The 16,215-nt window shown below is 39.8% G+C and carries 13 protein-coding genes; 9 read left to right on the top strand and 4 right to left on the bottom strand.

Annotated features, from left to right (window positions below; translation table 11 throughout):
* Positions 1–229: 229 nt before the first annotated feature.
* Complete coding sequence (locus ACTHOQ_RS02035; RefSeq protein ID WP_440493999.1) at positions 230–1,618, bottom strand: glycine--tRNA ligase; 1,389 nt, start codon at positions 1,616–1,618, stop codon at positions 230–232.
* 376 nt (positions 1,619–1,994) lie between these two features.
* On the opposite strand from ACTHOQ_RS02035, the gene ccpN reads away from it, so the two are divergent.
* From ccpN to ACTHOQ_RS01990, 9 genes are all read left to right on the top strand, one after another.
* Complete coding sequence (gene ccpN / locus ACTHOQ_RS02030; protein WP_440493998.1) at positions 1,995–2,633, top strand: transcriptional regulator CcpN; 639 nt, start codon at positions 1,995–1,997, stop codon at positions 2,631–2,633.
* A gap of 8 nt (positions 2,634–2,641) precedes the next feature.
* Positions 2,642–3,457, top strand: coding sequence for a pyruvate, water dikinase regulatory protein (locus ACTHOQ_RS02025; RefSeq protein WP_440493997.1), 816 nt, complete (start codon positions 2,642–2,644; stop codon positions 3,455–3,457).
* Positions 3,458–3,773: 316 nt separating this feature from the next.
* Positions 3,774–5,603: a DNA primase gene (gene dnaG / locus ACTHOQ_RS02020; protein WP_440493996.1), complete on the top strand. Its 1,830-nt coding sequence runs from the start codon at positions 3,774–3,776 to the stop codon at positions 5,601–5,603.
* A gap of 30 nt (positions 5,604–5,633) precedes the next feature.
* Positions 5,634–6,761 (top strand): RNA polymerase sigma factor RpoD, encoded by a 1,128-nt coding sequence (gene rpoD, locus ACTHOQ_RS02015; RefSeq protein WP_191702496.1) that lies wholly within the window; start codon positions 5,634–5,636, stop codon positions 6,759–6,761.
* 351 nt (positions 6,762–7,112) lie between these two features.
* Positions 7,113–7,667, top strand: coding sequence for a hypothetical protein (locus ACTHOQ_RS02010; protein ID WP_440493995.1), 555 nt, complete (start codon positions 7,113–7,115; stop codon positions 7,665–7,667).
* Positions 7,668–7,889: 222 nt separating this feature from the next.
* Positions 7,890–9,029, top strand: coding sequence for an acyl-CoA dehydrogenase family protein (locus tag ACTHOQ_RS02005; protein ID WP_440493994.1), 1,140 nt, complete (start codon positions 7,890–7,892; stop codon positions 9,027–9,029).
* Between the two features lie 147 nt (positions 9,030–9,176).
* Entirely contained in the window at positions 9,177–9,515 is a 339-nt protein-coding gene (locus ACTHOQ_RS02000; protein WP_440493993.1) for a c-type cytochrome, read from the top strand.
* A gap of 205 nt (positions 9,516–9,720) precedes the next feature.
* Positions 9,721–10,416 (top strand): tRNA (adenine(22)-N(1))-methyltransferase, encoded by a 696-nt coding sequence (locus ACTHOQ_RS01995; protein ID WP_440493992.1) that lies wholly within the window; start codon positions 9,721–9,723, stop codon positions 10,414–10,416.
* A complete protein-coding gene (locus ACTHOQ_RS01990) occupies positions 10,413–11,534 on the top strand; it encodes a Nif3-like dinuclear metal center hexameric protein (RefSeq protein WP_440493991.1) in 1,122 nt (373 codons plus the stop codon). Before ACTHOQ_RS01995 ends, ACTHOQ_RS01990 begins: the two co-directional genes overlap by 4 nt.
* A 75-nt stretch (positions 11,535–11,609) precedes the next feature.
* On the opposite strand, the gene ACTHOQ_RS01985 is transcribed toward ACTHOQ_RS01990, so the two are convergent.
* The 3 genes from ACTHOQ_RS01985 to ACTHOQ_RS01975 all read right to left on the bottom strand — a co-directional run bounded on the left by ACTHOQ_RS01985 (position 11,610) and on the right by ACTHOQ_RS01975 (position 16,204).
* Complete coding sequence (locus ACTHOQ_RS01985) at positions 11,610–13,421, bottom strand: beta/alpha barrel domain-containing protein (RefSeq protein WP_440493990.1); 1,812 nt, start codon at positions 13,419–13,421, stop codon at positions 11,610–11,612.
* A gap of 219 nt (positions 13,422–13,640) precedes the next feature.
* The gene (dctA, locus tag ACTHOQ_RS01980; RefSeq protein ID WP_440493989.1) at positions 13,641–14,894 is read right to left on the bottom strand and encodes a C4-dicarboxylate transporter DctA; all 1,254 of its coding nucleotides are present in this window, start codon (positions 14,892–14,894) and stop codon (positions 13,641–13,643) included.
* A 257-nt stretch (positions 14,895–15,151) separates the two neighbouring features.
* Entirely contained in the window at positions 15,152–16,204 is a 1,053-nt protein-coding gene (locus tag ACTHOQ_RS01975) for a DctP family TRAP transporter solute-binding subunit (protein ID WP_440493988.1), read from the bottom strand.
* Positions 16,205–16,215 lie beyond the last annotated feature (11 nt).

Raw genomic sequence — 16,215 nt, 5'->3', positions numbered from 1 at the left:
GAAAGCGTGTGCTCCTGCGGTTGCCGCAAAGCGTCAATCCTCGTCGCAAATCCGCATGCCTGTGTAATCTTAACAACTAAAGCTGAAATTAAAATACTAAATGCTTTTCGATATATGCTTTTACTTCTGCAATCGGCATGCGGAAAGCGTGTGCTCCTGCGGTTGCCGCAAAGCGTCAATCCTCGTCGCAAATCCGCATGCCTGTGTAATCTTAACAACAAAACTGAAATTAAAATACTAAATGCTTTTCGATATAAGCTTTTACTTCTGCAATCGGCATGCGGATTTGCTCCATTGAATCGCGGTGGCGTACTGTTACTTGACCGTCTTCTTTTGAATCAAAATCAAATGTGATACAGAATGGTGTACCAATTTCATCTTGGCGGCGGTAGCGTTTACCGATTGACTGTGATTCGTCGAAATCAACAGGGAATGATTTGCGCAGTTCAGCCCATACATCGTTCGCCTCATCCGATAACTTTTTAGAAAGTGGTAATACAGCTGCTTTAAATGGAGCTAAAGCAGGGTGGAAGCGTAATACTGTACGTGTATCATCGCCCTCTAATTGCTCCTCTTCATAAGCGTCGCATAAGAATGCCAATGTTACACGGTCAGCACCTAGAGATGGCTCAATACAATATGGAACATAGCGCTCATTTGAAACAGGATCAATATAAGTGAAATCATCGCCTGAATGTTCCATATGCTGTTTTAAGTCGTAATCTGTACGGTCTGCAATGCCCCATAGCTCACCCCAGCCGAATGGGAAACGGAATTCGATATCTGTAGTAGCATTTGAGTAATGTGACAGCTCATCATCTTCATGGTCACGCAGACGCATCGAGTCTTCCTTCATACCTAAAGCAAGAAGCCAGTTTTTGCAGAATTCTTTCCAATAAGCGTGCCACTCAAGGTCTTCGCCTGGCTTACAGAAGAATTCCAATTCCATTTGCTCGAATTCGCGGGTACGGAACGTGAAGTTGCCTGGCGTAATTTCGTTACGGAAAGATTTACCGATTTGGGCAATGCCGAATGGTGTCTTTTTACGCATAGAACGCTGTACATTTTTAAAGTTTACGAAAATGCCTTGCGCTGTTTCCGGACGCAGATAAATTTCGTTTGATGAAGATTCTGTTACACCTTGGTGAGTTTTAAACATTAAGTTGAATTGACGAATGTCTGTGAAATCAATTTTTCCGCAATCAGGACAAGCTACTTCCAGCTCTTCCATCTTTGCCTTCATTTGATCAAATGTCATCCCGTCAACGATAATTTCTTTGCCTGTTTTCGTTAAAGAAGCATCCTCGATCAGCTTATCTGCACGATGACGCGCTTTACATGATTTACAGTCGATCATCGGGTCATTGAAGTTTCCTACGTGACCAGATGCAACCCATGCTTTTGGGTTCATCAAAATAGCTGCATCCAGGCCTACATTATGTTCAGATTCTTGTACGAATTTTTGCCACCAAGCTTTTTTTACGTTGTTCTTAAGTTCTACTCCAAGTGGGCCGTAATCCCAAGTGTTTGCTAAACCACCGTAAATTTCAGATCCAGGAAATACGAATCCGCGATGTTTTGCCAATGATACAATTGTTTCCATTGATTTTTCTGCCATGAAAAATCCCTCCTATTAATTAATGATCAATAAAGATAAAAAGCACCCGTCTCCGGGCACAATAACTTATGCCCGGGGACGAGTGCATCAATACGATATACCCGCGGTTCCACCCCGCTTGTTTTTAAATAAATAAAAACCTCTTTTATAAAATGAGCTCAGGGGTGCCGTTTCTCAATTCAGTGTAGGCTTGCACTCTCCCTACTCGCTCATGTTAGAATTGATACTTATTAGTCCCTTCATCGCCTGCATATGAAGATAGAAACAGAACAAGTATATTGTTCGCTCATATTGTAGCATGGGATTGTTTTCTTCGCAATATAGAAGAAAATAGTATATAATAATTAAGGAAAAAGTATAACATTATTTGAAGCGGGTGAGTCCAATCGAACTCAATAAACGTCAAGATGCGATCTTGCACATTGTAAAAGAGAATGGCCCTATTACGGGCGAACATATTGCTGAGCGCCTTGGATTAACGCGCGCCACTTTAAGACCGGATTTAGCCATATTAACGATGGCAGGATTTTTAGATGCGCGACCACGTGTCGGCTATTTTTATGCGGGGAAAAAATCAACGGTTGCCTTTGCGGAATCGATGCTGAATTTAAAAGTGAAGGATTTTCAGTCCGCACCTGTAGTTGTTTCTGAAGAAATGACGATATATGACGCGATTATTCATATGTTTTCCGAAGATGTCGGAACACTTTTTGTCGTGGATAAAGATGAAATGCTGCAAGGTGTATTATCCCGAAAAGACTTATTGCGATCCAGCATTGGAACCCAGGATTTAAATAAAATGCCGGTGCATATTATTATGACGAGAATGCCTAATATCGCCTATTGTTCCAACTCTGATTCATTAGTATTTGCTGCTAAAAAATTAATTGAACGAGAGATTGATTCCATGCCTGTTGTAGAAGAAACAGAGAATGGAATGGTGATCATCGGCCGATTAACAAAAACGAATATTACGCGAGCGTTTATTTCGTTAGCTGAAACTCATGATTTATAGGAGATTTTATGAAAAAATTGACGATTTTTGTCGTATCCGACTCGGTTGGGGAGACAGGGGAAACAGCTGTAAAAGCGGCAGTTAGCCAATTTCGGCCTAATTTTGAAAAAGTGAGAATTCGCAAGTTTCCACATATAAATAATGTTGGACTGCTTGAAAAAATTGTTCGAATTGCAATCGCAAATGAGGCGACGATTGTATATACGCTTGTTGAAAAGCAAATGCGGCAAGCTCTTCAAAAAATCGCTGCTGAAAACAATGTGCCTATCATTGACTTGCTAGGATCAATGCTCGATTTAATCGAAACTTCCATTAATGAAAAACCATTGCAAAAGCCAGGGCTGGTGCATCAATTGGATGACGATTATTTCAAAAAGATCGAAGCGATTGAATTTGCCGTAAAATATGATGATGGACAAGATCCAAGAGGAATTTTACTGGCTGATATTGTATTAATCGGTGTTTCGAGAACTTCCAAAACCCCTTTATCGCAATATTTGGCTCATAAAAGATATAAAGTAGCGAATGTGCCACTCGTCCCGGAAGTAGATCCTCCCGTTGAATTGATGCAAATTGATCCGAAAAAGTGTTTCGGATTAGTCATCACACCCGAAAAGCTCAATAATATCCGAAAAGAGCGCCTCATTACTTTAGGTTTAATGGAAGATGCCTTCTATGCACAACATACAAGAATTGAGCAGGAAATTAGCTATTTTTATAGGATTGTTGATAAAATAGGATGTCGGGCTATCGATGTGACAAATCGAGCTGTGGAAGAAACAGCCCATAAAATATTGGATATGCTGGAGCTTGAATGTAAATAACAGCCAAAACCACCTCTCGCAGTAAATGGAGGAGGTTTTTTTGGTGCGAACAGCATAATTTTCTTAGATTGGAAAAATTGTTTTTTATATACTTTCGTTTCATAGGAAATCGTATAAATTGCTAAAATTCGTTATTTTTAACTGTAATATGATTATTTTTTCGAAAATATATAGCAACAATAGGCTTTTTGTTTTATAATAATAAAATTGTGGTAAAAATATTTATTATAAGAGTAGTTACAAATTTGTTCAATAAATTTTGTCGTAATTTAGAGGATTTTTGTAATTCATCTCGAATAGTGTAGATGGTGATAATGTGGCTGGAAAAATACCTGAACATGTGATTGAACAAATTCGCTCGCAGTCTGATATAGTCGATGTTATTAGCGATTATATGCAATTAACGAAAAGAGGGCGCAACTATTTTGGATTATGTCCATTCCATGGGGAGCAAACACCCTCTTTTTCCGTGTCCACAGATAAGCAGATTTTTCATTGCTTCGGCTGTGGTGCGGGAGGGAACGCAATCACTTTTGTAATGGATATCGAACATTTGTCGTTTCCGGACGCGCTCATTAAATTAAGTGAACGTGCGGGTATACCGCTTGAAATGGAGCTTTCGTCCGAGCAAAAAATGTCGAATACGGTCGTTTCAAAGAAAGAGCAGCAAATGCGAGAGGCGCATGCTTTTGCAGCGGAATTTTATCTTCATATTTTAATGAATACAGAAGACGGCGAACCTGCATTAAATTATTTGCTTGAAAGAGGATTTACGCGCGAGCAAATCGAAACACATCAGATAGGATGGGCTTTACCGAATTGGGACACGCTCACTATATTGTTGGAGCGCAAAGGGTATGATTTGCCGGAAATGGCTGAAAGTGGCCTTATTATTCAAAAAGAGAGCGACAACAGTTATTTTGACCGCTTTCGTGGAAGGATTATGTTCCCGATTCGAGATGAAAATGGAAAGACAATTGCATTTTCGGGCAGGATTTTAAATAAAGATGGCGAAGATGCTAAGTATTTAAATAGTCCTGAAACGCCTATCTTCCATAAAAGTCAAGTGCTTTATAATTTGGACAAGGCACGGGCATCGATTCGAAAATTAAGACAAGTTGTTTTAATGGAAGGCTTTATTGATGTTTTAGCAGCAAATCGGGCAGGCATTTTTAATGCAGTAGCAACGATGGGCACGTCACTTACCCCCCAGCATATTACAAAGCTCAAACGCTTAGTTCAGCAAATTACAGTTTGCTATGATGGTGATAATGCTGGCTTTGAGGCGGCAAAACGTGCTGCACAAATGCTTCATGAAGAACAGATTAAAGTGGAAGTCGCCGTTTTACCTGATAAACTTGACCCGGATGAATATATACGCACACATGGTCAAGAAGCATTTAAAAACCAAATAATCGAAAAGCCGCACGCGTATATTGCATTTATGATGATGCATGCGAAACGCGGCAAAAATTTTCAATTTGAGAATGACACACTTCAATACATTCAAGAAGTTCTTGAAACATTAAAAAATAATACTTCACCTACTGAACGGGATTTATACATTCGTCAACTTGCAAACGAGACGAATATTTCCCAGGAGGCGATTAGTACGCAGCTGCGGAAAGTTGTCGCGGATAACGTGAAGGAGCAGAAACGTGATCCAAATAAGTTAAAAGCACCAGATCCCTTTGTCCAAAGGGAGAGGAAAAAAGATGCGACTGATCGTGCGGAAAGTATACTTTTAGCTCATATGTTGCATGATGTAAATGTTGTGAATAAAGTGCTCAGAGAGGGAAATAATGAGCCTTTTATCCACGAGGAATATTTATCGGTATTCGTTCGTTTAATTGGGTTTTACGAAGAATATGAAACGGCTGATTTTCATCGTTTCGTCGAAGTTTTAAATGATAATGAATTACGCAAAATTGTGATGGATGCCGCGTTGCTTGAACGCGACCCTGAAAATGGAGAAGCGGAAATTACCGATTGTTTAAAACAAATCGAAAAACGTCGATTAGAACTAGAAATAGAACAATTAAAGCATAATCAAAAAGAAGCGGAAAAGATGCATGAGCATAGACGAGCACTTGAGATTGCCCAGCAGATTATCGAATTAAGCAGAAAGATAAAAATGGGCGTTTAACGCGATTTGTTTTTAGAAGGAGGAAGGTTTATGGCGGACAAGTCAAAACATTCAAAAGATACGGTGGTAAACGGGGTTTCATTAGAGCAGGTAAAAAAGCAGCTTTTAGCTAAAGCAAAACAAGTTGGCGAAATGTCAATGAAGGAAATTTCTGATACATTGGCGTTTTTCGAACTGGAAAATGAGGAGATTTTCAATTTTGCCGATGAAATCGAAAAAAATGATATAACTGTTGAAGGTAAAGAAGAATTTGAAGAAGAAGCGCTCTCTAAGCAAGAATCCAGTGAAGAAGCTTTTGATTTAAATGATTTAAGTGTTCCTCCTGGCGTTAAAATTAATGACCCGGTACGCATGTATTTAAAAGAAATTGGACGTGTGGATCTACTTTCTGCAGAGGAAGAAATCCGTTTGGCAGAGCGAATTGAGCAAGGCGATGAAGAAGCCCGCAAACGTTTAGCTGAAGCAAATCTACGTCTTGTCGTATCGATTGCGAAACGCTATGTAGGTCGCGGCATGCTATTCCTTGACCTGATTCAAGAAGGAAATATGGGGCTTATCAAAGCGGTTGAAAAGTTTGATCACCGTAAAGGATTCAAGTTCTCGACATATGCGACATGGTGGATTCGTCAAGCGATTACACGTGCGATTGCGGATCAGGCGCGTACAATACGTATTCCTGTACACATGGTGGAGACGATCAACAAATTAATCCGTGTACAACGTCAGCTCCTTCAAGATTTGGGCCGTGAGCCTTCTCCAGAGGAAATTGGGGAAGAAATGGACCTGACACCTGAAAAAGTGCGTGAAATTTTAAAAATCGCACAAGAGCCCGTATCATTGGAAACGCCGATTGGGGAAGAAGATGATTCACATTTAGGTGACTTCATTGAAGATTCAGAGGCACAATCTCCTTCTGATCATGCAGCATATGAGCTATTAAAAGAACAATTGGAAGATGTGCTCGACACATTGACAGATCGTGAAGAAAATGTATTACGTCTACGTTTCGGCTTAGATGATGGGCGCACTCGCACTCTAGAGGAAGTTGGAAAAGTGTTTGGTGTAACACGTGAGCGTATTCGTCAAATCGAAGCAAAAGCTTTACGCAAATTGCGCCATCCATCACGCTCAAAACGTTTAAAAGATTTCTTAGAATAGATTCAATACAGAAGAAAAAAACAGGGCTGTCCGAAAAGATCGATATTATTGATTCTTTTCGTGGCAGCCTTGTTTTTATAGTAGTCTATTTTGTTGAGGGACGAGGTTTCAGAAGGATAAATCATAAAGATAATAGTTTCAATTGCTTCGGATTTTCGGGAGATTCCTCAATGGATAGTTCCTTTTTCCATGAGAAACAATGCATAAATTTTCATATAAATAAAGAAATTTAGTCTAAAAGTAATATGATCACCGATTTATGTTATTACTTTTTACTGATGTCGACCTTTAGGAAATTACTTACAATATTACATATAATCTAAGTATATTTTATAGATTTGGAGCGAAGTCATGTCAAATCAGAAAAAGCAAATTATTATGAACGAAATCACATTTTGGAAACAAAACAAGCTGCTGCCGGAACAATATTGCGATTTTTTAATGACGCTTTATTCGGAAGGCAATCAAAATGAGGAAATAGCTGGGAAATCAAAAAATGCTGTCCGCAATGTAGAAAAGCGCAGAAATTGGAATATGGCAATGTTTTTCCCGGTTGTGGCAATTGTCATTTTATTATTGCTGTTTACAATCCAATTCGAATGGGTAGTCATTGCAGTGGCAGCAGTCTTTGCAGCATGCTGTCTTACCGGGGCGATATATTTTGCCAAAAGAAATCATCTATTGGCGATAATGTTGCAATTAGCTACAGCTTTATCGACTTTGGGAGTTACAGTAAAAGTATGTACGACGTATTTTGCCGGGAATAATGAAATGCTGTATATTTTTCTCATCGTCAATTGCATATTTTGGCTATTAAGCGGGATTATGATGAAAATTGTTTACTTTACAATTTCGGGAGTGCTTGGTTTACTTGCAATAATCGGTGCCTGGATATATTTCCTATAAAATACATAATTTGTATTTTCGGCCAATGCATAAAATTTCAAATTGAATAAAATGGCGAAGTTCACAAAATAAAGCTATATAGAAAGCGGAAAACTATTCTATATAGCTTTTTGTTTTGCCTTTCTACAATATTCTCTATAAAATGCATATATTTTCTGTGAAAAACGATATTTTTAGATTACAATAGATGTGAAGTGAATATAGGCTGAGAGGATGAATGGTATGCATTTTGATTTAACGACAGAGCAAGCGATGCTCCAAAAGATGATACGTGAATTTTCAGATGAAGTCGTGGCACCCGGGGCTATAGAGCGAGATAAAACTAAAGCGTTCCCTGCCGAAATTTTTAAGGAGCTTTCGGAAATGGGCATAATGGGTTTACCATTCCCTGAAAAATATGGCGGAGCAGGTGCGGACACGATTAGTTTTGCCATCGTAACCGAAGAACTAAGCCGTACATGTGCATCGACTGGCATAACGTACTCGGCGCATATTTCATTAGGCGGAGCCCCATTGAATTTATTTGGTACAGAAGAGCAAAAGGAAAAATATTTGACACCAATTTGTACCGGGGAATCATTCGGCGCATTTGGATTAACAGAGCCGAACGCCGGATCTGATGCAGGTGGTACGGAAACGACAGCTTATACAGAAAATGATGAATTCGTGATTAACGGTTCAAAAGTGTTTATTACAAATGCAAGCTATGCAAAACATTTAGCATTAACAGCCATTACGGGTCGCGATGGCAGCGATAAAGAAATAAGCGCTATTATCGTCCCGACCGATGCGCAAGGGTTTACGATAAAGTCGGAATACGAAAAGATGGGACTCAATGCTTCCAATACGACAGAGCTTATTTTAGATAATGTGCATGTCCCGGAAGAAAATTTATTAGGCGTGCGCGGAAATGGATTCAAGCAATTTTTAACGACGCTTGATGGGGGCCGAATCGGAATAGCCGCAATGGCGGTAGGGATTGCACAAGGCGCACTGAATAAAGCAATTCAATATGCGAAAGAACGCAAGCAATTTGGTAAAACATTGGCACAGTTCCAAGCGACACAGTTTAAGCTCGCTGATATGGAGGTAAAGATACAATTAGCAAGAACTTTTGTGTACAAAGCGGCATGGCTTAAAGATCAAGGACGCCCATTCGGTAAAGAGGCTGCAATCGCAAAATATTATGCTTCGGAAATGGCGATGGAAGTTTGCGATGAAGCAATTCAAATTCATGGCGGCTACGGCTATATGAAAGAATATGAAGTAGAGCGCTATTTACGGGATGCGAAGTTGCTGGAAATCGGTGAAGGCACATCTGAAGTGCAGAAAATGGTAATTGCAAGACATATATTGAAATAGAAATGACAAATTGGAAAAATTGTTACAAAGCTAGTAAAAGTTGTTCAATAGGTCTTTTCGTTTTCTATTGAATCAAGTACAATTAATATTGTTTACTAGGCCTATGTCTAGCAAGAAATAGAATATTTAATGAGGGAGGGGAACGCAATGAAAAACAATCCACTTATTCCTTACGTACTTATCATGGCATTCGGTATCGGACTAATTTTCTTCATGTCATTTGAGGGTGCAGCTGATAAAAACAGTGCGGACGGTGAAAGTTCAGGTGAAACAGCTGAATTAAACGGTGAAGAAATCGCTCAAAAGAACTGTATTTCATGTCACGGTGGTGATTTAACTGGCGGTGGAGGTCCTTCAATCGTTGGTTTAGATGCCGAACATATTAAAGACTTCGCATTAAATGGTTCGGAAAACGGCATGATGCCGGCAATTCTTAATAACGAAGCTGAAGCAGACGCGGTAGCAGAGTATATTTCTGGTCTTTAATCCATATTAAAGTGTAGAAAAGGAGTAATCCTTGTTCTGCACTTTTTTTATTGCCGGAAATATCACTGTTAAGTATAACTATGATTGGAGAAGTCTACCAATCAGTATATTTCCGCTTGTCTAAGTTTTGCTTTATAATGAGACGTTTTTGCAAAAGTTCTATATAATGAAAGTAATTTGTGAAATAGAAATGAGGATGTAGAATATGAACGCACAAAAACTTTCGAAACGATTAGAAATGGTGGCGTCATTTGTGCCTACAGGTGCGGTTGTGGCGGATATTGGAAGCGACCACGCCTACTTGCCATGCTATTTAGTCCATAAAGGAATTGCTTCCCGTGCAGTGGCGGGGGAAGTTGTTAAAGGGCCTTATGAATCGGCAGTGAAACAAGTGCGCACAGAAGGATTGACCGATAAAATTACGGTGCGTATGGCTGATGGGTTAGCAGCTGTAGAGGAAGAAGACGGGATTACAGCCGTAACGATCGCAGGTATGGGTGGTCCGTTGATCGTATCAATTTTAGAAAAGCATCCACAGGCGTTAAAATCCGTGACACGTTTAATTTTACAGCCGAATATTCATGCAAAAGTAATACGGGAATGGGCCATTGGACAAGGCTGGGCAATCCAGGATGAAATCATATTGGAGGAAGACGGCAAAGTATACGAAATTCTCGTATTACAACGAGGTGAAATGCAATTAACGGAAGCTCAGATTTTGCTGGGACCAAATTTAATGACTGCAAAATCACCCATTTTCATTAATAAATGGTCACGTGAAATCGCTAATTGGCAACGTGTTCAACGAGCGATCTCCGAAGCGGAGCAAACACCGGAAAACCAAGAGAAGCATCAACAACTTGACCATTTAATTAACATTGTACAGGAGGCGATTGCGTGAGAGCGGTAAACGGCAACGAAATTATTCAACTATTCGAATCATGGTCACCCAAAAAATTTGCATGTATGCCAAATGACCCGATAGGTTTGGCCATCGGGACTTTAAATAAGCCTGTCGCAAAAGTGCTTGTAACATTGGATGTTACAAATGAAGTTGTGGACGAAGCAATCGAAAACGGCTGTGAGCTTATAATTGCCCATCATCCTCCGATCTTTATGAAGCTGTCAAATTTGCGCACCGACAATCCGCAAGGTGCACTTTATGAGAAATGCTTGAAAAATGATATTGCGGTATATGCGGCACATACGAATTTGGACGTGGCACCAGGTGGCGTAAATGATTTATTGGCGGATGCTTTGAAATTGGAAAATCGCCGAATTTTGGAAATGTCCTATGAGGAAAAAATGATGAAGCTTGCTGTATTTGTGCCTATAGACGATGCGGATGCGCTGCGTGATATATTGGCGAAAGCTGGAGCAGGACGACTGGGAAATTATGAGGCATGCAGCTATACATTGGCTGGCAAAGGCCGTTTCCGCGCACTTGAAGGTGCCGACCCAGCAGTAGGCGAAATCGGCGAATTGCATGTGGAACATGAAGAAAAGATTGAGGTTGTTTTCCCGCAATCGATGAAAAATAAAGTATTGAAGGCGATGCTAAACAACCACCCATATGAAGAGCCAGCGTATGATTTATTTACGATGGATGTTGCGACAAACGAGCAAGGTCTAGGCCGTATCGGGAAGCTAAAAGAACCGATGACCCTCAAAGAATTCGCTGAGTTTGTCAAGGCGCAATTGGACGTTCCGTGTTTGCGTGTTGTCGGCGAGTTGAATCATATTGTTCGAAAGGTCGCAGTTATTGGGGGCGACGGCAATAAATATATTAAAACCGCAAAATTTGCTGGGGCAGATGTATTTGTGACAGGGGATATTGGCTTCCATATGGCACAAGATGCGGAAGTAAATGGCCTGAATATTGTCGATCCTGGACATCATGTTGAAAAAGTAATGATTAAAGGGGTTGCGGAAAAGATGGCCGCATTATGCAATGAAAAAAAATTGCCGGTTAAGTTTATCCAATCGAACATTCATACAGAGCCTTTTAAATTTATTTGATGCACTGTAATTGAATGCGAAAAAATTGCAAAAGGGCTGTTCGGAAAATTTCCGGAACAGCCCTTTTTGCATCGATCATTGATTTTTTTGCTGCATTAAATACGGATATGACAAGACTAAGCCCAACAAATAGAGCACTACTAAAAAATAGAGCGGGAGCAGATGGATGAAGTTTGTATAGCCAATCGCAAAATGTGTCCCAATGCCTGCCAAAAAAGATGGGAGCGCACCGAAAGCATATATAAGCCAAAGCCAGCGCTCGCCTGCACGGAATCCCCAAAGAGCAAGGCATAAAACAAGAATGCCTACGCTAATCAGCGCACTGCCAAATCCGGCGCGATCATGTGCAATGACCGGAATGAGCATATCGCTTATGGATTGAAGCATTTCAGCAGGCATGCATAAAAAGCTTATATCCGTCGTAACAAACACTTTAGTTATCCCGATGAATGAAATGACAAAGCCTCCGATCAATAGCGAAAACCCCATAATGACAAATAAAAGCTGGCCGTATACCCCTCGCATCCATACCTGATTATTTGTTTCATGCCATGAATGCGGACTGCCTGTAAGTTTTTTGCATTCGCGCCAGCTTAGAGTGTAAATAGGGAGCAGGATGACCCAGAATAGTCCATGCAGCCAGTCGAAATAACCATAGCCGATAAAAAGTAAAATGCCTAAAAAACCGGTAACCGCGGCACTATGAAAAGCGATTTTTGCCCAATGAAGCTGGCGGCGTATGCCGAAAAAGGCAAGTGCCATATACAAAATACCGGCTGAAATCATTGTTCCTGCAAGCGACATACGATCATGTGCCATAAAGGCTAAAATTTTCGGATTGACTAATTCCAATTGCTCGCGGGTCAAACCGATGAATTTTTCGTCATACTGCAAAATAACCGTTGTAAGCGCAAAATAAAGAGCAATCAGCCCCCCGATAAAAATGGCAAGGCCAAATAAAAACGACCAATGCCACTGCCGGGAAGGGACTTTTTGGACAATATTATATAAAAATCGTTCATGGATCCGCTTCGGCAAACCAGGTCCCGCTGTCACATAGCCTTCTGTCAGCATCATTAAATCCGCACCCGCCTCCTGCAGAATAACGGCGTCTGATGGACAATTGATTCCCCCATTAGTAATAATAGGAAGATCACTGTAGTTCTTCTTAATAATTTGCACGGCTTCTTTCAATGTATGCAAGCCGTCAATCTGTTCGATGCTGTAGTCTTCTGTCGTTAAATAAGGAACTTCAATCACGACACCGTGAACGTTTTTCGCAAGCCGAATATTGTTTTTAAATTTGGAAGAGGGGATAATTTGGTATATAGATACCCCTGTTTCCTCATGAAGCTGCTCAAGCTGTTCTGCATATAAAAAGAAGCCATCGACAAATGGGGAGAGCTGTTCAATACATCGATGCAAGCCTACCGCACATAAGTTTTCATCCAGTCTTGCAAAAAGCGGGACATGGAAATTTTCCGTTGTGACTAATTGCAAAGCCTTTTTCAATGATACCTTTTCGCCTGAATGGGAAAAGGAGATACGATTTTGCTGCCATCGTGGCGGTATTTGGATAGAAGGCTCCCGGAAAACGACCGGGCCTATTTCCAAAAAGCCGAATCCAAGCTCTTGAAAGGCAGCCATACCTGTCAGCTCAGGATCAAGTGAGCCGCTTAGCCCGATGGGTGATTTAAAATTGGTATTGTTTATAGTTATATGTAAAAGCGAACTTGTCTGATTGTGACCTAAAAATTCAATTAAATGTTTTCCGCCTGGGAGGGAAGCGACTGTTCGCATGGAACGATGAATGAATAGACGGCTTTTTTTAGCTTCCAATTTATTTAAAACAATCTTTTTTAAAGGATGATAAGACCAATCCGGCATAAAAAGTCACCTCGCTAGCTCTAATTTACTTTTAGTTTACCATAGCTCAAATAGGAATCCTCTAATTTAACAGCAATAATAGCCTGACGTAGTGAAAGAGAGAATATGAAAATCCATAGGAAAAGGCAGGCTTATTGGGTGAGTAACGGCATGGCACTCCTGGGAAGGGAAAAGGCTATGTTAAAAGTCGTTTTGACATTTAACATAGCCTTCATTATTTTAGTTTCTTGCAGAAATCGCTTTTGCAGCCATTTCCTCATCGAAGTCATTTTCCGATTTTGAAACAACAACACATGCCACTCCATTACCGATTAAGTTTGTTACGGCACGAGCTTCAGACATGAAACGATCAACCCCGATCAATAGCGCTATACCTTCAAGCGGCACCATTGGGAATGCTGCCAAAGTTGCAGCTAAGGTAATAAATCCGGAACCTGTTACACCGGCAGCCCCTTTTGAAGTAATCATTAATATTCCGAGAAGTGTGATGATTTCCAGCCATGACAGATCGACGCCGTATGCTTGTGCGATGAATAATGCCGCCATCGACAAGTATATCGAAGTACCATCCAAGTTAAATGAATAACCAGTAGGGACAACCAAGCCTACTACTTGCTTGCCGCAGCCAAAGTTTTCTAATTTACGCATCATCGCCGGTAAAGCCGATTCTGAAGAAGATGTACCGATTACGATAAAAATTTCCTCTTTAATATAGGCAATGAAGCGGAAAATGTTGAAGTTAAAGTATTTCGCGATAATGCCAAGAACGACTATAACGAACAGGAACATTGTAATATATACTGCGGCCATTAGCAGACCGAGTGATTTTAATGAACTTAAACCAAAATTGCCGATTGTGTATGACATCGCACCAAATGCACCAATCGGCGAGAATTTCATAACAATGCCGACAATTTTAAAGAAAATTTCAGATACTTGTTCAAAAAATGTAATAACTGGACGGGATTTTTCTCCTAATGATGCCGCGGCAATACCGAATAGTACAGCAGCAAATAAAGTTGGCAGTAAAGCACCTTCAGCTAATGAACCAACAAAGTTTTCCGGGATAATTTCATAAATGAAACCGCCTAAGCCAGCCTCACTATTTTCTTCTGCAGCAGTTGTATATTTCGAAATATCCGTATCACCGGCTTTTGATGTATCAATTCCAGCACCTGCATTGATGACAACAGCTACCAAAATACCAATAGCAAGAGCGATTGTTGATACGATTTCGAAGTAAAGTAATGCTTTACCACCGATTTTACCAACCTTTTTCATATCACCCATTCCGCCAATACCGATAACAACTGTTAAAAAGATAATTGGAGCAATTAACATTTTTATTAATTTAATAAATAAGTCTGCCAAAATTTTCAGGCTTGCGCCGAACTCTGGCCAAATTGCACCAACGACAACACCTAAAATGATAGCGATAATTACTTGGACTGTTAGATTTTTTAGTAATTTCACTTTCGTTCCCCCTTGAATTTATTTATGACAACGTTTACATTTGCAATAATAGCGCATGATTATTCAGAATATTTATTTTGATAATAAAAAACTTATCGTTCATTTTGTTCGATTTTTAAATAGAATCCGTTAAGTGCTTATGTATCAAGGGTTTTAGTTGTTATAATACTGTTGCTGAGATATAAAATTTTGTACTATAACAAAATAAAAAAACTACTCATTTTCATAAGTAGTCTAATATTGTTCATTTTGTTATGTTATTTAGCATCTTGAATTTCTTTGCGAAGCTGTGTTAAAAAATCCTTATTACCTAATTTTTCGTATGAATTATAAATCGGCTGCAATGCTTCCATCCATTGCCGGCGTTGTATTTCTGAAAAAGTGTAAAACTGGATGTCCTCATTCGTTTTCAGCTGCTGGAAATTTTCCGCATTTATAGCGACTGCTTGATCATGTTGCCAGCGCTGCATTTCATCAAGTGAATCTTGAATGATTTGCTGCTGTTCGTCAGTAAGGGATTTCCAAAAATCGCTATTCATCATCACGCCATATGCGAGTATGCCGTGATTCGATAATGTAATGCTCGGCTGCATTGAATAATAGCCCTTTGAATATAAATTCGATAGTGTATTTTCCTGGGCGAAAATTTCGTTATTCTGAATGGCGGCATATAAATCATTAAATGTCGTCACAATGGGCTTAGCTTTCAATAATGTAAACTGCTCTTTTAAAATATCGCTTGGCATTATGCGGACTGTAACTCCTTTAAAGTGTTCTACTTCAAGGAGCGGTGTTAAATTTGAGGCCATTTGCTTAAAGCCGTTATGCCAAAATGTTAATCCATGCACATTGATGTTGTCCAATTCACGCAGCAAAGTTTCACTCAGCTCGCCATGAAGCACTTCATATATTTGCTCGTCGTTTTCAAAAATAAATGGCAGGTCAAGAACTTGCCAGGAGGGAAGTGCTTTCGTCATTTTTGAAATCGTAGGTGCAATCATTTGGATATCGCCTTGTTTTAGTGCAGCCAATTCATTTACGTCATTGTATAAAATGCCGTTCGGATAAATTTGCACAATGATTTTGCCATCCGATTTTTCTTTTACAAGTTCGGCAAATTTAATTACCGCAAGTCCTTTTGGTGTATTTTCGGCAACGACATGACTAAAATTAATTACAATTTGGTCATCTAGCCCGACCTGCTCATCGTCATAAGGCAAGTCTTTTGAATTCCAAACATCGAAACGATAGGATATGGAAATGATTAATAGAACAACCGTAACCATGGCGGTTATAATGTAAAAACGCAATTGGATCACCT

The organism is Solibacillus silvestris (genome assembly GCF_051967575.1).
In the GTDB taxonomy this organism is placed as follows: Bacteria; Bacillota; Bacilli; order Bacillales_A; family Planococcaceae; genus Solibacillus; species Solibacillus silvestris_B.
This window is presented reverse-complemented; position numbering and strand designations above follow the sequence as displayed.